The sequence below is a fragment of the Cellulomonas fimi genome (genome assembly GCF_012952065.1).
Taxonomy (GTDB): Bacteria; Actinomycetota; Actinomycetes; order Actinomycetales; family Cellulomonadaceae; genus Pengzhenrongella; species Pengzhenrongella fimi_A.
The window spans coordinates 24,773-45,096 of sequence record NZ_JABCJJ010000005.1; the positions used below are offsets into that span (position 1 = coordinate 24,773).

Below are 20,324 nucleotides of genomic sequence, written 5' to 3' on the forward strand. Positions count from 1 at the left end.
ACGGCTCAGGCCGGCGGTGGCGCCGGCCGCTCCCGGTCGAGGCCCCAGCGTCGCGGCTCCGGCACGTCCATCGCGTCGCACAGCGCGTGCCAGACGGTCCGCGGCTCGACGCCGTCCTCGAGCGCACGCGCCGCGGTCCGGTTCTCCAGCGCGCCGAGCACCTGGTCGGCGGCGAGGGTGCGCCCGTACGTCTCGCCGAACACCTCGTCGACGAGTCGCCAGAACTCCCGGTAGCGCATGCACGAAGCCTGCCACGCCGGAGCGCGTGCGGGTGGCGGCCCCCAGAATGGTCCCGTGACCGCGACCCCGGACCCGCTCGCGCAGTTCTCGCCTGCCACGCGGGACTGGTTCGCGGGCGCCTTCGCGGGCCCGACGACGGCGCAGGCCGGTGCGTGGGAGGCCGTCGCCGCCGGGCAGCACGCCCTGGTCGTCGCGCCCACCGGGTCGGGCAAGACGCTGGCGGCGTTCCTCTGGGCGCTCGACGGCCTGATCGCACGGCGGCCCGGCACCGAGCCGCCAGCGAGCCCGGTCGAGCGTTGTCGCGTGCTGTACGTGTCGCCGCTCAAGGCGCTCGCCTCCGACGTGGAGCGCAACCTCCGGTCGCCGCTCGTGGGGATCCGGCAGGCGTCGACGCGGCTCGGGCTCAGCGTCCCGGACGTGACCGTCGGCGTCCGCACGGGCGACACGCCGCCGGCCGAGCGACGCGCGTTCGCGACCAAGCCACCGGACATCCTCATCACGACGCCCGAGTCGCTCTACCTCGTCCTGACCTCGGCCGCACGCGCGGGGCTCGCCGGCGTGCAGACGGTGATCCTCGACGAGATCCACGCCGTGGCCGGGACCAAGCGCGGTGCCCATCTCGCGGTCTCGCTCGAGCGGCTCGACGCGCTGCTGCCCGCCCCCGCGCAGCGGATCGGGCTGTCGGCGACCGTCCGGCCGGTCGAGGCGGTCGCCGGGTTCCTCGGCGGCGGGCGGTCGCCCGGGGACGGTGGTCGTCGCGTCGTCGTCGTCCAGCCGCCCTCGACCAAGAAGATCGAGGTCGACGTCGTCGTCCCGGTACCGGACCTGTCCGACCTCGCGTCCGCGCCGAGCCCGACGGCGTCCGACGACGGGCTGCCGCCGCTGCCGCCGGGCGAGGTCGACCTCTCGGGTCCCGCGGCGGGTTCGCCGCCGCGACCCTCGATCTGGCCGCACGTCGAGGAGCGGGTGGTCGACCTGGTGAGCGACCACCGCTCGACCCTCGTCTTCACCAACTCCCGGCGCGGCGCCGAGCGGCTGACCGCGCGCATGAACGAGGTGTGGGCGACGCGACAGGGTGCGGACGTCCCCGACCCGGGCGAGCTCCACCCGGCCGCCGTGCAGGCGCAGTCGGGCATCGCCGTCGGCATCGACACGAGCGACGCGTCGCAGGTCCTGGCGCGCGCGCACCACGGCTCGATGAGCCGGGCCGAGCGGACCCGCACGGAGACGGAGCTCAAGGCCGGCCGCCTGCCCGCGGTGGTCGCGACGTCGTCCCTCGAGCTCGGCATCGACATGGGGGCGATCGACCTCGTCGTCCAGGTGGGCGCCCCGCCGTCCGTCGCGAGCGGGCTCCAGCGGATCGGGCGCGCGGGCCACCAGGTCGGCGCCGTCTCGCGCGGGGTCGTGTTCCCGACGTTCCGCGGGGACCTCGTGCCGTCGGCCGTCGTCGCGGGGCGGATGCGACGCGGCGAGATCGAGACGCTCTCCGTCCTGGCGAACCCGCTCGACGTCCTGGCCCAGCAGATCGTCGCCATGGTGGCGGTCGAGGACTGGACCGTCACCGAGCTCGCCACGGTGGTACGCCGCTCGGCGCCGTTCGTGGGGCTCGGCGACGCGACCTTGCGTGCCGTGCTCGACATGCTCGCGGGGCGCTACCCGAGCGAGGAGTTCGGCGAGCTCCGCGCCAGGGTCGTCTGGGACCGGACCACGGATGTGCTCACCGCCCGCCCCGGGGCGCTGCGGCTCGCCGTGACGAGCGGTGGCACCATCCCCGACCGCGGGCTCTACGGCGTGTTCCTCGCGACCGGCGCCCTGCCGTCCGCGTCGCCGGGTGGCGGCGACGTCCCCGCCGACGACGAGCGCGGCGGCGGACGGCTCCGGGGCGGCAAGCGGGTCGGCGAGCTCGACGAGGAGATGGTGTACGAGTCGCGCGTCGGCGACACCTTCACGCTCGGCTCGAGCACGTGGCGGATCGAGGACATCACGCCGGACCGCGTGCTCGTGACGCCCGCCCCCGGCATCCCGGGCCGCCTGCCCTTCTGGAAGGGCGACTCGCCCGGGCGGCCCGCCGAGCTCGGCCGCGCCATGGGCGCGTGGGTCCGGGAGCTCGGCGGGCTCGGCACGGACGCGGCGCGGGCAGACGTCGAGCGAGCCGGGCTCGACGCCTGGGCCGCGGACAACCTCCTGACCTACCTGCGCGAGCAGCGCGAGGCGACCGGTCAGGTCCCCGACGACCGGACGATCGTCGTCGAGCGCTTCCGCGACGAGATCGGCGACTGGCGCGTGGTCATCCACTCGCCGTACGGCGCTCGCGTCCACGCGCCCTGGGCGCTGGTCATCGCTGCCCGCATGCGGGAGCGCTACGGCATCGACGCGGCCGCCATGCACGCCGACGACGGGATCGTGCTCCGCCTGCCCGACATGCTCTCGAGCGACGACCCGAGCGCGTGGGTTGACGACTCCGGTCCGGCGGTCGAGGCGGCGGACCTGCTGCTCGAGCCGGACGAGGTGGCCGAGGCCGTGCGCGCCGAGCTCGGCGGCTCGGCCATGTTCGGCGCGCGCTTCCGCGAGGCCGCGGCACGGGCACTCCTCCTTCCTCGCCGCCGCCCCGACCGCCGCCAACCCCTCTGGCAGCAACGTCAGCGATCGGCCCAGCTCCTGAGCGTCGCGGCGCAGTACCCGGACTTCCCGATCCTGCTCGAGGCCGTCCGCGAGTGTCTCCAGGACGACTTCGACGTGGCCGCGCTGACAGAGCTCATGCGCGACGTGGAGGGGCGCCGGGTCCGGCTCGTCGAGGTGACCACACCGACGCCGTCGCCCTTCGCGCAGTCGCTGCTGTTCGGGTACACGGCGCAGTTCCTGTACGACGGTGACGCCCCGCTCGCCGAGCGCCGCGCAGCCGCCCTCACGCTCGACCCGACCCTGCTCGCGGAGCTGCTCGGCCAGGGCGGCGCGTCGCAGCTCGCCGACCTCCTGGACCCGGCCGCGGTCGAGCGCACCGAGGCCGAGCTCGCCGGGTTCGCCCCCGAGCGCCAGTCGCGCCACGTCGAGGACCTCGCCGACGTGCTGCGCCGGCACGGACCGCTGACGGCCGCCGACGCCGCGGCGCGCACCCGCGAGGACGTGCGCGACCAGGTGCCGACGTGGCTGACGGAGCTCGAGGCGGCGCGGAGGGTCATCCGGGTCCGCATCGCGGGCCTCGGCGAGGCCCGCGGCGAGCAGTGGGCCGCGGTGGAGGACGCCGGACGCCTGCGCGACGCGCTCGGGGTCGCGCTCCCTGTCGGTGTGCCCGAGGTCTTCACCGAGGTCCTCCCCGACCCGCTGGGCGACCTCGTGCGGCGTCATGCGCGGACGCACGGCCCGTTCCCCGCGAGCCAGGTCGCCGAGCGGTTCGGCATCGGGATCGCCGTCGCGACCGACGTGCTGCGCCGGCTCGAGAGCACCGGTGCCCTGGCGTCGGGGCGCCTGCGACCCGAGGCGCTCGGGGGTACGGGCGAGGAGTTCTGCGACACCGAGGTGCTGCGGACGCTTCGCCGCCGGTCGCTCGCTGCTCTCCGGGCCGAGGTCGAGCCCGTGGACCAGCAGGCGCTCGGGGTGTTCCTGCCGCGGTGGCAGGGGGTGGGCAGGCTGCGCGGCGTCGACGGCGTGGCCCGTGCGGTCGAGCAGCTCGCCGGCGCCGTGGTCCCGGCCTCGGCGCTCGAGACCCACGTCCTACCGAGCCGCGTGGTCGACTACGCACCGGCGATGCTCGACGAGCTCACCGCGGCCGGTGAGGTCCTGTGGGCCGGCCACGCGCCGCTCGCGCGACAGGACGGCATGGTGAGCCTGCACCCGGCCGCGACAGCGGATCTGACGCTCGCGCCTGCGCTCCCGCTCGAGGGTGACGCGACGCTCGACACACCGTTGCACCGCGCGGTCCTCGCGGCGCTCGAAGGAGGCGGCGCCTACTTCCTCGGCGGGCTCGCACTCCGCGTCGCCGAGCTGCTCGCGACGCTCGCCCACGACGACGGGCTGCCCGACGACGCCGCTCACCCCTCGCAGGGGGCCGTCGCAGAGGCCGTGTGGGACCTGGTGTGGGCGGGCCACGTCACCAACGACGGGCTGACCCCGCTGCGGGCACGGCTTGGCGGCAGCGCCGGACGGGGCACCGGCGGCACGGCGCACCGCACCCGCCCGCAGCCGGCCCGTGCACGACCCATGCTGCGCGGGGCGCGTCTCGGCCTGCGCGGGACCGCCGTGCGTCCGTCGTCGGCGCTCGCCGTCGGGGTCGGTCAGGAAGCGGGGGGCCGCTGGTCCCTCCTTCCGGCCCGTGAGGCCGATCCCACCGTGCGCGCGCACGCTCTCGCCGCTCAGCTGCTCGACCGGCACGGCGTCGTGACGCGGGCGGTGGCGCCCGCCGAGGGCATCGCCGGCCAGTTCGGCGCGGTGTACCGGGTGCTCGCGGCCCTCGAGCAGGCGGGGCAGGTCCGACGCGGGTACTTCGTCGAGCACCTCGGCGGATCGCAGTTCGCGCTGCCCGGCGCGGTGGACCAGGTCCGGGCGGACGCGAAGGAGGTCGTGCGACCCGGCGACCCCGGCGACGAGCCGGGACGACCTCCCGCCGCCGGCCCCCGCGCGGTGCTGCTGGCGGCGACCGACCCGGCAAACCCCTACGGCGCGGCCCTCGCCTGGCCGTCGCCGGCCGATCCGCGGTCCGACGGGCGTGTCGCCCCGGACGCGACCACGACGGTCGGGGCCGGGCGGCCGCCGACGCCCGGCAGCGACGGCGCCCGGCACCGGCCCGGGCGCAAGGCGGGGGCGATGGTCGTGCTCGTCGGGGGCGCGCTCGTCCTCTACGTCGAACGTGGCGCCCGCACGGTCCTGTCGTTCACCGACGACGCACCCGCGCTCGGTGCCGCGACCGCGGTGCTCGCCGAGACCGTGCGCTCCGGGCGCCTCGGCCGGTTGATCGTCCAGCGCGGCGACGGCGCGGCGCTCCTCGGCGGTGACAGCCTGGCGAGCCCGCTCGGACACGCGCTCACCGACGCGGGCTTCGCCCCGACGCCGCGCGGCCTCCGGCTTCGCGGCCAGGCATGACGGCGGGAGCGGCCGACCGTGCCCGAGGGTGACATCCTGCGGCGGACGGCCGCCCGGCTCGACCAGGCGCTCGGTGGACGGGTGCTGACGCGGGCCGAGCTGCGCTGGCCGTCGGCCGCCGAGGTGGACCTCGTCGGTCGCACCGTCCTCGCGACCGTGTCGTACGGCAAGCACCTGCTCACCCGGTTCGACGACGGGCGGACGCTCCACACGCACCTGCGGATGGAGGGGTCGTGGGCGATCGCCCGCACGGGCTCACCCGCCGCGGCGGGTCGCGGGCCGTCCGTGCGCGCGGTGCTGGGCGAGCCGACCTGGACCGCGGTCGGGGACCGGATCGGCATGCTCGACGTCGTGGCCACCCGGGACGAGCACCTGCTCCTCGGGCATCTGGGCCCCGACGTCCTCGCACCGGACTTTCCCGAGGTCGGTCTCGCCGAGGCGCTCACCCGCTTCGAGTCGCGCGGCGCCACGCCGATCGCGGAGGTGCTGCTGGATCAGCGGGTCGCGGCAGGGATCGGCACCATCTACGCGGCCGAGTCCTTGTTCCTCGGCCGGCTCTGGCCGTGGACGCCTGCGGACGAGGTACCGGATCCGGCGGCGGTCCTGCTGACCGCGCGGACGCTCATGGCGCGCTCGGTCGCCTCCCGGACCCCGACCGCGACCGGTGAGGGAGGTCGGGGCATGACCAGCCTGGTGCACGGTCGGACGAACCGGCCGTGCCGACGGTGCGGCACCCCGATCGCCGTCGGGCGCGCCTTCGAGCCGCCCAAGGACAGGCCGATCTTCTACTGTCCCCGGTGCCAGGCGCGCGACTCCATCGCCTGAGTCGGCGACAGTTCGACTCGGCGACCGGCGGCCGCCCTCGTCTCGGCTCAGCCGATCGGGGCGAGCTCCCCGCGGGCGCGGGCCCAGCCGAGCCCCTCGTCAGGCCCTCGCAACGACGCGGTGAGCTCGACGGGCACGGTGTCCGGGATGAGCAGGCCCTCGGCCACGGCGACGCGGTCGCTGACCTCGCGAAGCACGAGCGACAGCGGGACGTCGAGCGCCTCGCAGATGCTGCCGAGCAGCTCCGAGGACGCTTCCTTGTGCCCCCGCTCGACCTCGCTCAGGTACCCCAACGAGACCCGGGCGGCTGAGGACACCTCACGCAGGGTGCGACCCTGCCGCTGGCGGGCGTCCCGGAGCACATCTCCGATCTCCCGGCGCAGTACGACCATAGGACGTCCCCCTCTCGTGTCCCGTTCGACCGCCGTCACCGGCGCCGGTCCGACGGACCGACGACCCGTCACGGCCGCGTTCATCGCTCCCCTGGCGGGGATGTTCCTACCGTACCTCTGGCCGGGGACAGTGCCTCGCTCAGCCACGTCCTTCGACCTCTTCTGCATCACAGTTCATCCAACGCGCCCGACGCCCCGGGTGTTCCCGCGCGCCCCGATCACGTCGAGCGCGAGCCGCAGCACGAGGTCCCGCGCCGCAGCGCGCACGGCCGCCCGGTCCCCGGGCAGCCACGCCGAGGCGCCATGGGCACCCGAGGGGGTCGCCACCGCCACGTGCACGGTCCCGGCCTGCGCGCCGTCCTGCGGGTCGGGTCCGGCGACACCGGTGGTCGCCAGCCCCACGTCAGCCCCGAGCAGGTCGCGGGCACCGTGCGCCATCGCCTCGGCCACGGCCGGGTCCACCGCGCCCCGTGCCGCGAGGAGCTCCGCGTCGACGCCCAGCATGCTCGCCTTGAGGTCGGTCGCGTAGGCCACCACGCCGCCACGGAACACCCTGGACGCCCCTGGCACCTCGACGAGCGCCGAGGCGACGAGCCCGCCGGTGAGCGACTCGGCAGTGCCGACGGTCCAGCCGAGGCGTCCCAGCGCGTCGAGGAGCTCGGGCGCGAGCCGGTCGGGCGTCATCGAGCGCCGGCCGCCGCGCGGATCCTGACCGCCTGCCGCACGTAGTCCGCGCCCGTCACCAGCGTGGCTGCGACCGCGAGCCCCATCACGACGGCCGCGACCACGCGGATCCAGCCGGGCAGGTGGTCGAGCGGGAGCAGGTAGACGGTGAGGGCGACCGACTGCAGGACCGTCTTGAGCTTGCCGCCGCGGGAGGCCGGCAGCACCGTCTGGCGCAGCAGGAAGAACCGCATCACCGTGATGCCCAGCTCGCGCGCGAGGATGACGACGGTGACCCACCAGGGCAGCTCGCCGAGCACGGACAGGAGCACCAGGGCCGTGCCGATGAGCAGCTTGTCCGCGATCGGGTCCAGCAGCTTGCCGAGGTCGGTCACGAGGTTGTCCCGCCGCGCGAGGTAGCCGTCGACCCGGTCGCTGAGGGCCGCGACGAGGAAGATCGCGGTCGCGACGAGGCGCCAGGCGACGGACTCGCCGTCGTCCGTGAGCAGCGCGACCGCGAAGAACGGCACGAGCGCGATGCGCCCGATCGTCACCGCGTTCGCGATGTTCCACCGAGAAGGGGCGTCCGCGACCACCCTGCAAGCGTAGGCGGTCGGTCGACCCCTGCCCGACGGACCGCGGGTGCAGGGGCGGCGGGAGCCGTGTCACGCGAGGCGTCAGGGGAACGCCCCTCAGGCGAGCGTCTCCTCCGGCTGGGCGCCGCCGAAGAGCCAGCCCTGGCCGTAGCGCCAGCCGTTGCGCTGGAGGAAGTAGGCCTGCTCCTCGGTCTCGATGCCCTCCGCGATCGTGATCATCGACAGCTCGCGGGCCAGGGCCCCGAGCGCGCGGCTCACGCGGGCGGCCGCCGGGTCGTCGGGGATCCCCGACGTGAAGGACATGTCCAGCTTGACGCCGTTCACCGGGAGGTCACGCAGGTAGCTGAGCGAGGACACGCCGGTCCCGAAGTCGTCGAGCAGGATCGGGACGCCGTTCGACCGGAGCTGCGTGAGCTCGTGCCGGATCCGGGTGCCGGAGTCGACGAGGGAGGACTCCGTCAGCTCGACCACGAGCCGGCCCGGAGCGACCCGGTGCCGCGAGACGGCCGCGAGGAGATGCGACACGAGCTCGCCGTCACCCAGCTGGTCGGCCGAGACGTTGATGGAGAGCCAACGCTGCTGGTCGGCGCAGCGGGCGAGGTATGCGACCGCGTCCTCCACCACCCGGATCCCCAGCGCCACGCCGAGCCCCGACTCCTGCGCGAGCGGCAGGAACGTCGCCGGCAGGAGCAGGCCGCGGTGCGGGTGCAGCCAGCGCAGGAGCGCCTCGTGCCCCATGAGCCGCCCGTTGGTCAGGTCGACCAGCGGCTGGTAGTAGAGCATCAGCTCACCGGCCTCGATGCCGTGCAGCAGCTCGGCGCGCATCCCCTCGCGCCCGCCCGCCGTCTCCATCGACGGGTCGTAGACCTCGGTCCGGCTCTTGCCCGTGGCCTTCGCGCGGTAGAGCGCGGCGTCGGCGGCCGCGAGCAGCGCGGGAGCGCCGCCTGCGAGCGTCTCGGGCTCGGCGAGCGCGATGCCGATGCTCACGCGCACCGGCACGCGGCGGCGCTGGATGCGCACCGGCTCACGCAGGCCGGCGTGGATGCTGGACGCGACCTCGAAGACCGCCCGCGCGCTGTCCTCGTCCTGCACCACGACGACGAACTCGTCGCCACCGAGGCGCGCCACGGTGCCGCGGCCGGCCGTGGCGGCGCGCAGCACGCCGGCGACGTGCACGAGCACCTCGTCACCCGCCGCGTGCCCGAACCGGTCGTTGATCGGCTTGAAGCCGTCGAGGTCGCAGGCGAGCACCGCGACGTGCTGGGCCCCGCCCGGCTGCTCGAGCACGGACTGCAGGACCTCCTGCAGGAGCGTGCGGTTGGCGAGCCCGGTCAGCGGGTCGTGCATCGCCCGGTGCGCGAGGAGCTCCGAGTGCAGCCGGGACTCGGTCGTGTCACGCGCCTGGACGACGAAGTGGTCGGGGTCGCCGCTCGCGCTGCGGATCAGCGCGACGTCGAGCACGACCCACACGAGGTGCCCGTCTGCCCGCTGGTAGCGCTTCTCCTGCGAGAACCGGTGCTGGGTGCCCGCGAGCAGGCTCTCGACGTGCCGGCGTTCGACCTGGCGGTCGTCGGGCTGGGACAGCGCGCCGAGGTCGTAGCCGCGCAGCGCCTCGACCGACGTGCCGAGCAGCTCGGCGAACGCGGTGTTGACCTCGACGAGGTGCCAGTCGAGCCCGACGAGCGCCATGCCGATGGGCGCGTTCTCCATGGCGACGCGGAACTGCATCTCGCTGCGCTCGAGCGCCTTCTCGACCTCGCGCCGACCCGTGACGTCCACGAGCGTCGTGAGGACGGCGGGCTCGTTCCCGTGGCCCGCGGGGACGAGCCGGCTCGCGACCTGCACCATGCGCGCGCGCGCACCGTGCTGGCCGGGCAGCGCGACGCCGACGAGAGCGGACTCCCCGGCGTGCGGGAGGTGGCCGTTGCTCGACCGGGTCCCGAGCACCGCGGCCGGGTTCATCGCGAGGCCCTGCTCGTTGAGGAGCACCATCGGCAGGTCGCCGATCGCCTGGCCGACCGCGTGGTCGCGCTCGACGCCGAGGATCGACGCGGCGCGCTCGCTCATGTCGAGCACGCGCCCGCCGAGCGACTGGACCAGCACGCCTTCCTTCGTCACCATCTGCAACGCGTCGTACCGGTGCCGCAGCTCCCGGGCCAGCAGCAGCAGCTCGCCCGCCCGGCGGACCTGGCGTCGTTCCCGGGCGAGGAGCACGAGCACCGACACGAGGGCCAGGAGCGCGACGACGGAGATGGTGGCTGTCACTGCGCCGAGCGGGTCCGTCAGGGCATCGATCACCTGCGGGTCCAGGGTCCTGCGGCGTCCTCCTCGACGTCCTCGTCGTGGTAGTCCCGCGCGACCGGCGGGGCGTCCCGCGTGAGCGCGTCGTCCTCCGGCTCCGCGGCACCCGGCTCACCGCGCAGGAGCGCGAGCGTCGCGGCGAGGTCGTCGGGCTGGACGAGCACCTCGCGTGCCTTGGAGCCCTCGGAGGGCCCGACGATCTCGCGGGACTCGAGCAGGTCCATCAGCCGGCCGGCCTTGGCGAACCCGACCCGGAGCTTGCGCTGGAGCATCGACGTCGACCCGAACTGCGTCGTGACGACGAGCTCGGCCGCCTGCAGCAGCAGGTCGAGGTCGTCGCCGATGTCCTCGTCGACCTGCTTCTTCGCCGCGGTCACCGTGACGTCCTCGCGGTACACCGGCTTGAGCTGCGTCTTCACGTGCTCGACGACGGCGTGGATCTCGGTCTCGGTCACCCACGCGCCCTGGGTGCGCATGGGCTTGGCCGCGCCCATCGGCAGGAAGAGGGCGTCACCCTGCCCGATGAGCTTCTCCGCGCCCGGCTGGTCCAGGACGACGCGCGAGTCGGTGAGGGACGAGGTCGCGAACGCGAGCCGGGACGGCACGTTCGCCTTGATCAGACCCGTGACCACGTCGACGCTCGGGCGCTGGGTGGCGAGCACGAGGTGGATCCCGGCCGCGCGGGCGAGCTGGGTGATGCGCTGGATCGAGGCCTCGACGTCGCGGGGCGCGACCATCATCAGGTCGGCGAGCTCGTCCACGATCACCAGCAGGTACGGGTAGGGCGCGATCTTGCGCTCGCTCCCGGGCAGCGGCTTGACCTTGCCCGCACGCACCGCGGCGTTGAAGTCGTCGAGGTGCTTGAAGCCGAAGTGCGCGAGGTCGTCGTACCGCGCCTCCATCTCCCGCACCACCCACTCGAGCGCCTCGGCGGCCTTCTTCGGGTTCGTGATGATCGGCGTGATGAGGTGCGGGATGCCCTCGTAGATCGTCAGCTCGACCCGCTTGGGGTCGACGAGGACCATGCGGACCTCGTCCGGCGTGGCGCGCATGAGGATCGAGACGATCATCGAGTTCACGAAGCTCGACTTGCCCGCTCCGGTCGCGCCGGCCACGAGCAGGTGCGGCATCTTGGCGAGGTTGGCGACCACGTAGCCGCCCTCGACGTCCTTGCCGACGCCGATGACCATCGGGTGCTCGGTCCGGCGCGCGGCCGAGGAGCGCAGCACGTCGCCGAGCGAGACGGTCTCGCGGTCGGTGTTCGGGATCTCGATGCCGATCGCGGACTTGCCCGGGATCGGCGAGAGGATCCGGACGTCGGCGCTCGCGACCGCGTACGCGATGTTCTTGCTCAGCGCGGTGACGCGCTCGACCTTGACCGCGGGGCCGAGCTCGACCTCGTACCGGGTGACCGTCGGGCCCCGCATGAACCCGGTGACCTGCGCGTCGATCTCGAACTGGTCGAGCACGGTCGTCAGGGCCTCGACCACGCGGTCGTTGGCGGCGGACCGCACCTTGTGCGGCGCGCCCTTGGCCAGAGCCTCCTCGGGCGGGAGGGAGTAGACGACGTCCCCCTCGAGCATCGGCTGCTCGCCGCGCGGCACACCGCTCGTGGGCGGCGCGACGAGGTCGCGGGCGGCGGGCTTGCCGGCGAGCACGGTGGTCGGCACGGTGTCGGGCGCCGGCTCGTTCTCGTCCGCGCCCCGCGCGGCCTCGACGATCGCCGCACGCTCGAACGCCTCGTCGGCCTCGTAGGCATCGAGCAGCTCCGCGTCGGTGGCCAGCGTCTTGCTGCGCTTCTTGCCCGTGAGCGTCGTGCGGAGCCCGCGCCTGGGCTTCTGCTCGGGCTCGGGCAGCGCCGAGTGGCCGGCGTGGATGACCAGCGGTGCGTCGTCGTCCGCCTGGCTCCCGGACGCCGCCCGAGGGCCGCCCGTGAGGCGGTGGTATCCCGAGCGGAGCCGGGGGCCGACGGCGTGCACCGGCGTCGCCGTCACGACCAGGAGGCCGAACAACGCGAGCAGCACGAGGAGCGGCACCGCGACCCAGGCCGTCAGAGCGCTGGCGAGCGGGGTCCCGACGAGGTACCCGACGACGCCGCCCGCCGCGCGGACCGGGACGAAGCCGTCCGCGGGGTCGGGCAGGCCGGCCGCCAGGTGGACGAGTCCGGAGGCGGCGAGCGCGATCGCGGACATCCCGATCGACACGCGCGAGGTCGCCTGGGTGCGGTCCGGGTGGCGCATCAGCCGGATCGCGAGCGCGAGCAGGACGAGGGGCAGAGCGAGCCCGACCCGGCCGAACGTGCCGGCGACCACCGCGTGCACGACCTGGCCGGCGGTCCCCTCGAGCCCCCACCACTCACGGGCGGCGACGACCACGGCGAGGCCCAGCAGGGTGAAGGCGATGCCGTCGCGTCGGTGCGCGGGGTCGAGGTCCCGCGCGCCGCGGCCGATCCTGCGGGCCGTCCCGCCCACGAGGTGCGCGCCGCCCATCCAGACCCCGCGTGCGATCCGGACCGGCAGGGCCACGGGAGCGGGTCGTGCGGGTGGCCGCGTCGCGCGACCACCCGGGCGCGCGGCAGCGCCGCCCGAGGACGAGCCGCGCGATGCCGCAGGGGTGCGGACGCGGGCTGCCGGGGCGGACCGCCCAGAGGTACGGGTCGCCATGGTGCCAACCTACCGGCGGTGTCCCGCGGTGCCGCGAAAGACACCCCGGACGGCCCAAAGCGGCGCCCGGCCTCACCGGCCGTCGCCGTCCGCCTGTGGGGACTCGCCGCGTCACCGGTGCCGGGCTCCTCGCGGCGCCGGTCGACCCCGACCGCGCGACTACGCCTCGACGACCACCGGGATGATCATCGGGCGGCGCCTGAGCCGGGACGAGACCCACCGACCGACCACACGCCGTACCACCTGCTGGAGCTGGTACGTGTCGACCGCTCCCCCGAGCGTCGCCTCCTCCAGGGCGGCGGTGACCTGCGGGAGGATCTCCTCGAAGACCGCGTCGCCCTCGGCGAAGCCGCGCGCCTGGATGTGCGGGCCCGCGAGCACCTTGCCCGACCCGGAGTCCACCACGGCGAAGATCGAGACGAAGCCCTCCTCCCCCAGGATCCGGCGGTCCTTGAGCTCCGCCTCGGTGAGCTCGCCGACGCTCGCACCGTCCACGTAGACGTAGCCGCACGGCACCGCCCCGACGACCCGGGCCCGCCCGTCCACGAGGTCGACGACCATGCCGTCCTCCGCCAGCACGACGTTCTCGTGCGGGACCCCGGTCTGGACCGCGAGCGCGGCGTTCGCGACCATGTGCCGCACCTCGCCGTGCACCGGCATGACGTTGCGCGGTCGCAGCACGTTGTAGCAGTAGAGGAGCTCGCCCGCAGACGCGTGCCCGGACACGTGGACCTTGGCGTTGCCGCTGTGCACGACCCGGGCGCCGAGGCGCGTGAGGCCGTTGATCACCCGGTACACCGCGTTCTCGTTCCCCGGGATGAGGGACGACGCGAGGATCACGGTGTCCCCGGGACCGACCGAGACCTGGTGGTCGGAGTTGGCGATCCGGGAGAGCGCGGCCATCGGCTCACCCTGCGAGCCCGTGCACATGAGCACGACCTCGTCGTCGGGCAGGTCGCCCGCCGACCTGAGGTCGACGAGGACCCCGTCGGGCACGTCGAGGTAGCCCAGGTCGGCCGCGATGGTCATGTTCCGCACCATCGAGCGCCCCACCAGGGCGACGCGGCGCCCGTGCGACGCCGCGGCCTCGAGCACCTGCTGGACCCGGTGCACGTGCGACGCGAACGATGCGACGACGATCCGCTTCTCCGACGTCGCGAAGACGCCGTCGAGCACCGGGCCGATCTCGCGCTCGGGGGTGACGAACCCCGGTACCTCAGCGTTGGTCGAGTCGACCATGAAGAGGTCGACCCCCGCCTCTCCCAGCCGGGCGAACGCGCGCAGGTCGGTCACCCGCCCGTCGAGCGGGAGCTGGTCCATCTTGAAGTCGCCGGTGTGCAGCACGGTCCCGGCCTCGGTCCGTACCGCGACCGCGAGCGCGTCGGGGATCGAGTGGTTGACGGCCACGAACTCGCACTCGAAGGGCCCGATGGTCTCGGTCTGGCCCTCGCGGACCGCCAGGGTCAACGGGGCGATCCGGTGCTCGCGCAGCTTCGCCTCGACGAACGCCAGGGTCAGCTGCGACCCGATCAGCGGGATGTCGCGGCGCAGTCGCAGGAGGTACGGGACGGCACCGATGTGGTCCTCGTGCCCGTGCGTGAGGACGATCGCCTCGATGTCGTCGAGCCGTCCGGCGATGTGCTCGAAGTCCGGGAGGATCAGGTCGACGCCGGGCTGGTGGTCCTCGGGGAACAGCACCCCGCAGTCGATGACGAGCAGCCGCCCGCGCAGCTCGAGCACCGCCATGTTGCGCCCGATCTCCCCGAGCCCGCCCAGCGCGACGATGCGCAGCGTGCCGTCCGCCAGAGCCGGCGGCAGGCCGAGCTCGGGGTGGGGGTGCGACATGGCGTCTCCTCGCGAGGGCCGGCTCAGCGCCGCGCGAGCAGCCCGGCTGCTTCGAGGGCCGCGCGGACGACGTCGAGCTCCTGGTCGTCGGCCTGGACCTGCGGCAGGCGCAGCGTGCGGTGCGGGAGGAGGCCGAGCAGCTCGAGCGCGGCCTTCGAGCGGACGGCCCCGTTGCCCGAGCCGCAGATGAGGTCGATCGCGGGCAGCATCCCGGCGAACAGCTCCCGGGCGCGGGCCAGGTCGCCCGCGTCCACCGCCCGGACCATCGCCGCGAGCTCGTCCCCGACGAGGTGACCGGCCATGCTGACGACGCCGGCCCCGCCGTGGGTCAGGAACGCGAGGTTCATCGGGTCGTCGCCCGAGTAGTACGCGAGCCCGGTGCGGGTCATCGTGCGGAACGCACCGAAGACGTCGCCCGTCGCGTCCTTGACCGCGACGACGCGCTCGTGGGCGGCGAGCCGGTCGAGCGTCTCGGGCGCGTAGCGCACGACCGTACGACCGGGGACGTCGTACAGCATGACGGGCAGGCCCGTGCTGTCCGCGACCGCCACGGTGTGCCGGTAGATCCCCTCCTGCGAGGGGCGCGAGTAGTAGGGCGTCACGACGAGCAGCCCGTGCGCGCCGGCCTCGGCTGCCTGCTGGGCCATGCGCACCGCGTGGCTCGTGTCGTTGGAGCCGGCGCCGGCGACGACGACCGCCCTGTCCCCCACCGCGTCGACGACGGCGGCGATGAGGTCCGCCTTCTCGGGCGCGTGGGTGGTGGGCGCCTCGCCCGTGGTCCCGTTGAGCACGAGCCCGTCGTGCCCGTGGTCCACGAGGTGCGTCGCGAGCCGGGCGGCGGCGGCGAGGTCGACCTCGCCGGACGGGGTCATGGGCGTGATCATCGCCGTGAGGACGGCACCGAACGGACGTGCGGGCGTGGTCGGGTGCGCGGCGGCCATGAGGCACAAGTTACCGCGTACCGCGCGGGCGGCGTCGGCCGTCCCTCACCGCGGGACGGTCGACGTGCGCGTGCGCTCGTAGGCGCGGAACCGGTAGCGCAGCCCGTTCGCGCCCACCCGCCAGCCCGACGGGTCGCCGTCGTGGTCAGGGTCGGCCCCGACCGGCACCCACCCCGCGCCGATCCGCGGTGCCCGGGCGTCGCCGTCCGCCACGACCAGGTCGATCTCCGTCACCTCGAGCCGGTCCGCGAGCGCGATCGTCGCGGCGTAGACCTGCTCGCCCCCGATGACCCACGCCGGGCCGTCGCCCACCGTCGCGAGCGCCGACGCGACGTCGGGCACGACCTCGCCCCCCTCGACCACGAGCCCGGGCCGCCGGCTCAGGACGATGTTCCGCCGGCCGGGCAACGGCCGGAACCGGGCCGGGAGCGAGTCCCAGGTCGCGCGCCCCATGACGACCGGGCAGCCGTCCGTGACCTCGCGGAAGTGGGCGAGGTCCTCCGGCAGGTGCCACGGCAGGCCACCCGCACGACCGATGACCCCCGGACCGCCGTCGGGCGCACGTCCCTCGGCCCAGACCAGGCCGAGCGTCATACCGCGACCGGCGCCTTGATCGCGGGATGGTGCTGGTAGCCGTGCACCTGGACGTGCTCGAGCGTGTAGTCGTCGATCGAGGGCGCCGGACGCAGCTCGAGCGTCGGGAACGCGTACGGCTCACGCGTGAGCTGCTCGCGCACCTGGTCGACGTGGTTGTCGTAGATGTGGCAGTCGCCGCCGGTCCAGACGAAGTCGCCCACCTGGAGGCCGGCCTGCTGGGCGACCATGTGGGTGAGCAGCGCGTAGCTGGCGATGTTGAACGGGACCCCGAGGAACAGGTCGGCGCTGCGCTGGTAGAGCTGGCAGCTCAGCCGGCCGTCGGCCACGTAGAACTGGAAGAACGCGTGGCACGGCGCGAGCGCCATGCGCGGGACGTCCGCGACGTTCCACGCCGAGACGATGATCCGGCGCGAGTCGGGGTCCGTCCGCAGCGTGTCGAGCACCTGGGCGAGCTGGTCCACGTGACCGCCGTCCGGCGTCGGCCACGAGCGCCACTGGACGCCGTAGACCGGGCCGAGCTCGCCGTCGGGCCCCGCCCACTCGTCCCAGATGCTCACGCCGTGCTCCTGGAGCCACCCGACGTCGGAGTCGCCGCGCAGGAACCACAGCAGCTCGTAGACGATCGACCTCAGGTGCACGCGCTTGGTCGTGACGAGGGGGAAGCCCTCCGCGAGGTCGAACCGCATCTGGTGCCCGAAGACGCTCCGCGTGCCGGTCCCGGTGCGGTCGCTCTTCGCGGTTCCCGTCTCGAGGACAAGCCTCAGGAGGTCCTCGTACTGGGTCCGTACGGGTGGCGTCATGCGGGCCATCCTAGGTCGGGGCGATACTGACCCGTATGTCGACGTGGACCCTGCCGCCCACCGTGGCCGCGCACCTTCCGACCGGCCTGCTCATCGGTGGCGCGTGGCGCCCCGCGACCGGGGGCGGCACCTTCCCGGTCGCCGACCCGGCGACCGGCGAGACGCTGTTCGACGTCGCCGACGCCACTGCGCAGGACGGGCTGGACGCCCTGGCCGCGGCCGACGCGGCGCTGCCGGCGTGGCGGGCGGTCGCGCCGCGCGAGCGTGCCGAGCTGCTGCGGGCCGTCTTCGAGACACTGACCGCGCACAGCGACGACTTCGCGGCGCTCATCACCGCCGAGGGGGGCAAGCCGCTCACCGAGTCGCGCGCCGAGGTGGCCTACGCGGCCGACTACGTGCGCTGGTACTCCGAGCAGGCGGTGCGGATCAACGGCCTGACCCGCACGGCGCCGTCGGGGGCGAACCGGCAGCTGGTCCTGCGGCGCCCGGTGGGGCCCGCGCTGCTCATCACGCCGTGGAACTTCCCGATCGCGATGATCACGCGCAAGGTCGCGCCCGCGCTCGCGGCCGGGTGCACGGTCGTGATCAAGCCGGCGGGCCTGACGCCGCTGACGACGGCGCTGTTCGCCGAGGCGGTGCGGCGCCGGCTCGAGGACCGCGGCCTGCCGACCGGGATCATCAACGTGGTGCCGACGTCGTCCTCGAGCGCGGTGACCGAGCCGCTGCTCGCGGACCCGCGCCTGCGCAAGCTGTCCTTCACGGGGTCGACCGAGGTGGGCCGCGTGCTGCTCCGGGGCGCGGCGCAGGGCGTGCTGCGCACCTCGATGGAGCTCGGCGGCAACGCGCCGTTCCTGGTCTTCGACGACGCCGACGTCGACGCGGCCGTGCAGGGGGCCATGGCGGCCAAGATGCGCAACGCGGGGCAGACGTGCGTGGCGGCGAACCGGTTCCTGGTGCACGAGTCGGTCGCCGACGAGTTCGCCGAGGGCCTCACCGCCGCCTTCGACCGGCTGGTCGTCGGGCACGGGGCGCGCGAGGGCACGACGGTCGGCCCGCTGATCGAGAAGAAGGCGGTCGACCGCGTCGAGGAGGTCGTGGCCGAGGCCGTCGACGGCGGGGCTCGCGTGACCATCGGCGGCGACCGGCCTCGTGGCGCGGGGTACTTCTACTCCCCCACCGTCCTGACCGACGTCGACCCGGACGCCCGGGCGGTGCGCGAGGAGATCTTCGGCCCGGTCGCGCCCGTCGTGACCTTCACCGACGACGACGAGGCCCTCGCGCTCGCGAACGGGACCGAGTTCGGGCTCGTGGCGTACGCCTACACGCGCGACATCGACCGGGCCTTCCGCGTGGCCGAGGAGGTCGAGGCCGGGATGGTCGGGATCAACCGCGGCATGGTGTCGGACGCGAGCGCGCCGTTCGGCGGCGTCAAGTCGTCGGGGCTCGGCCGCGAGGGCGGCGAGGCCGGGATCGAGGAGTACCTCGACAGCGTGTACGTCGCGCTGTGAGCCGCCCCCGGCCCGCGGGTCGGGTGCGGGCCGGTCGGGCGGCTAGCCTGACCCGCGTGAGATCGAGCGACCACGACGACGACGGCGTCCGCACCGCCGTCCGGCAGTCGCTCAGCGTCGCGGTCGCGACCGGCCTCTACGGGATCTCGTTCGGCGCGCTCGCGGTCGCGGCCGGGCTCGACGTGGCGCAGACGATGGCGCTGAGCCTGCTGATGTTCTCGGGCGGCTCCCAGTTCGCGTTCATCGGCGTGCTCGGCGCGGGCGGCTCGGGTGGCGCCGCCGTCGCGACCGCGGGCCTGCTCGGTGCGCGCAACGCGCTGTACGGGATCCAGATGGCACCGCTGCTCGGCGCGCACGGCTGGCGCCGTCCTCTCGCGGCGCACGTGACGATCGACGAGTCGACCGCCGTCGGCACTGCGGGGCGGACGCCCGGCGCCGTGCGTGCCGGGTTCTGGTGGACCGGGGTCGGGGTCTTCGTGCTGTGGAACGCCTTCACGCTCGCGGGGGCGCTCCTGGGCGAGGCGCTCGGCGACCCGCGCACCTACGGCCTCGACGCCGCCGCGCCCGCCGCGTTCCTGGCGCTGGTGTGGCCGCGCCTGGTGGGCGCGACCGCCCGGGCGACCGCGCTCGCGGCGGTCGTCGTCGCCCTCGCCCTCACGCCGGTCGTCCCTGCCGGCATCCCGGTGCTCGCGGCCGCGGTCGTCGCGATCGTCATCGGGTGGACCCGACCGGACGCCGCGCTCGCCACCCCGGTGGGCGCGCCGGAGCGGACGGAGCCATGAGCCCCGACGCCGTGACGTGGCTCGCGCTCCTCGCCGCCTCGGCGGTCGTGCTCGCGATCAAGCTCGTCGGGCACCTGGTGCCCGAGCACTGGCTCGCCGAGCCTCGTGTCGCCCGCACCGCCTCGCTCGTCACCGTCGCGCTGCTCGCGGCGCTGGTCGGGGTGCAGACGCTGACCACCGGCTCGCACCTGGTGCTCGACGCCCGCTTCCCGGCGCTCGTGGTCGCGGCGGCGGCACTCGCGCTGCGGGCGCCGTTCATCGTCGTGGTGGCGGCCGCTGCGGCCACCGCGGCGGTCCTCCGGGCGGTCGCCGGATGACCCCGGGGCGGCCCTTGGTAGCCTGCCCGCACGCCCCGGCGTTCCCCGCTCGACGTGAAGAGAGATCTCGCATGCCTGTTGTCCCGATCCTGCGCGCGAGCGCCTGATGGCCCTGTTCCGCGAGCAGGCGGACGTCTCGGTCCGGCCGGCCGTGCCGGGCGACGAGACGACGATCGCCGCGATCCAGCTCGAGGCGTGGCGGTCCGTGCACGCCGACGTGCTCGGCCCGGACGTGCTCGACCGGCTCGACCCCACGGTCTTCCGGGACCGCTGGGGGGCGGCGATCACCGCGCCGCCTGGGCCCGGTTTCCGCGTGCTCGTCGCGTGCGAGGGGGCGACCGTGGTCGGCTTCGCCGCGGTCGCGCCGCTCCCGGCCGGCGAGAGCGCCCCGCTGAGCGCGCCGGGCGGCGAGCTGGTGGCGCTCGAGGTCGCGCCGGCCGCGCAGCGCACCGGGCACGGGTCGCGTCTGCTCGCGGCGGCGGTGGACCTGCTCCGCGAGGACGGCGCCGACCACCTCGTGACGTGGGTGCTCGACGGCGACGCCGCGCGCGCGCAGTTCCTGCGGTCAGCGGGCCTGGGTCCGGAGGACGCGACGCGTGAGCTCGCCACGGCGCCGGCCCTCGAGCGCCGCGTCACCGAGCACCGCTGGTCGGCGCAGGTCTGACCCCCATCGAGTGCGGACGTCCTGGGTGATGGCTCGCAACGTCCGCACTCGTGCGGGTCAGGTCATGGGCCCATCGAGTGCGGACGTCGCGGCAGGCGACGTCGGCGGGTCAGG

The 20,324-nt window shown here is 74.7% G+C and carries 16 protein-coding genes; 6 read left to right on the top strand and 10 right to left on the bottom strand.

Annotated elements, in window-relative coordinates; all coding sequences use genetic code 11:
• Positions 1 to 5: 5 nt before the first annotated feature.
• Positions 6 to 239, bottom strand: a complete 234-nt coding sequence (locus tag HIR71_RS04710; protein WP_169323904.1) for a DUF3046 domain-containing protein — start codon at positions 237 to 239, stop codon at positions 6 to 8.
• Here HIR71_RS04710 and HIR71_RS04715 point away from each other — a divergent pair.
• Together HIR71_RS04715 and HIR71_RS04720 are read left to right on the top strand one after the other, a co-directional pair.
• Complete coding sequence (locus tag HIR71_RS04715) at positions 238 to 5,316, top strand: ATP-dependent helicase (RefSeq protein WP_169323905.1); 5,079 nt, start codon at positions 238 to 240, stop codon at positions 5,314 to 5,316. The two genes, HIR71_RS04710 and HIR71_RS04715, sit on opposite strands and share 2 nt — an antisense overlap.
• An 18-nt stretch (positions 5,317 to 5,334) precedes the next feature.
• Positions 5,335 to 6,141: an Fpg/Nei family DNA glycosylase gene (locus tag HIR71_RS04720; protein ID WP_169323906.1), complete on the top strand. Its 807-nt coding sequence runs from the start codon at positions 5,335 to 5,337 to the stop codon at positions 6,139 to 6,141.
• Between the two features lie 47 nt (positions 6,142 to 6,188).
• On the opposite strand, the gene HIR71_RS04725 is transcribed toward HIR71_RS04720, so the two are convergent.
• The 9 genes from HIR71_RS04725 to HIR71_RS04765 form a co-directional block, all read right to left on the bottom strand.
• Complete coding sequence (locus HIR71_RS04725; RefSeq protein WP_211373786.1) at positions 6,189 to 6,533, bottom strand: helix-turn-helix domain-containing protein; 345 nt, start codon at positions 6,531 to 6,533, stop codon at positions 6,189 to 6,191.
• A 174-nt stretch (positions 6,534 to 6,707) separates the two neighbouring features.
• On the bottom strand, positions 6,708 to 7,217 hold the full coding sequence (locus HIR71_RS04730) for a CinA family protein (protein WP_169323908.1): 510 nt from the start codon (positions 7,215 to 7,217) through the stop codon (positions 6,708 to 6,710).
• Positions 7,214 to 7,792, bottom strand: coding sequence for a CDP-diacylglycerol--glycerol-3-phosphate 3-phosphatidyltransferase (pgsA, locus tag HIR71_RS04735; protein ID WP_169323909.1), 579 nt, complete (start codon positions 7,790 to 7,792; stop codon positions 7,214 to 7,216). The genes HIR71_RS04730 and pgsA overlap by 4 nt, the downstream gene beginning before the upstream one ends.
• Before the next feature lie 96 nt (positions 7,793 to 7,888).
• Entirely contained in the window at positions 7,889 to 10,090 is a 2,202-nt protein-coding gene (locus tag HIR71_RS04740) for a putative bifunctional diguanylate cyclase/phosphodiesterase (protein WP_169323910.1), read from the bottom strand.
• Entirely contained in the window at positions 10,087 to 12,756 is a 2,670-nt protein-coding gene (locus HIR71_RS04745) for a DNA translocase FtsK (protein ID WP_169323911.1), read from the bottom strand. Before HIR71_RS04745 ends, HIR71_RS04740 begins: the two co-directional genes overlap by 4 nt.
• Positions 12,757 to 12,915: 159 nt before the next feature.
• Positions 12,916 to 14,601, bottom strand: coding sequence for a ribonuclease J (locus HIR71_RS04750; RefSeq protein ID WP_169323912.1), 1,686 nt, complete (start codon positions 14,599 to 14,601; stop codon positions 12,916 to 12,918).
• A gap of 23 nt (positions 14,602 to 14,624) precedes the next feature.
• On the bottom strand, positions 14,625 to 15,542 hold the full coding sequence (dapA, locus tag HIR71_RS04755; protein ID WP_169323913.1) for a 4-hydroxy-tetrahydrodipicolinate synthase: 918 nt from the start codon (positions 15,540 to 15,542) through the stop codon (positions 14,625 to 14,627).
• 45 nt (positions 15,543 to 15,587) lie between these two features.
• Positions 15,588 to 16,136 (bottom strand): dihydrofolate reductase, encoded by a 549-nt coding sequence (locus tag HIR71_RS04760; protein ID WP_169323914.1) that lies wholly within the window; start codon positions 16,134 to 16,136, stop codon positions 15,588 to 15,590.
• Entirely contained in the window at positions 16,133 to 16,939 is an 807-nt protein-coding gene (locus HIR71_RS04765) for a thymidylate synthase (protein WP_169323915.1), read from the bottom strand. Before HIR71_RS04765 ends, HIR71_RS04760 begins: the two co-directional genes overlap by 4 nt.
• A gap of 35 nt (positions 16,940 to 16,974) precedes the next feature.
• On the opposite strand from HIR71_RS04765, the gene HIR71_RS04770 reads away from it, so the two are divergent.
• The 4 genes from HIR71_RS04770 (at position 16,975) to HIR71_RS04785 (ending at position 20,210) form a co-directional block, all read left to right on the top strand.
• Positions 16,975 to 18,447, top strand: a complete 1,473-nt coding sequence (locus HIR71_RS04770) for an NAD-dependent succinate-semialdehyde dehydrogenase (RefSeq protein ID WP_169323916.1) — start codon at positions 16,975 to 16,977, stop codon at positions 18,445 to 18,447.
• 56 nt (positions 18,448 to 18,503) lie between these two features.
• Positions 18,504 to 19,229 (top strand): AzlC family ABC transporter permease, encoded by a 726-nt coding sequence (locus HIR71_RS04775; RefSeq protein ID WP_169323917.1) that lies wholly within the window; start codon positions 18,504 to 18,506, stop codon positions 19,227 to 19,229.
• The gene (locus HIR71_RS04780; RefSeq protein ID WP_169323918.1) at positions 19,226 to 19,546 is read left to right on the top strand and encodes an AzlD domain-containing protein; all 321 of its coding nucleotides are present in this window, start codon (positions 19,226 to 19,228) and stop codon (positions 19,544 to 19,546) included. Before HIR71_RS04775 ends, HIR71_RS04780 begins: the two co-directional genes overlap by 4 nt.
• A 106-nt stretch (positions 19,547 to 19,652) precedes the next feature.
• Positions 19,653 to 20,210, top strand: a complete 558-nt coding sequence (locus tag HIR71_RS04785) for a GNAT family N-acetyltransferase (protein ID WP_169323919.1) — start codon at positions 19,653 to 19,655, stop codon at positions 20,208 to 20,210.
• Positions 20,211 to 20,324: the final 114 nt, after the last annotated feature.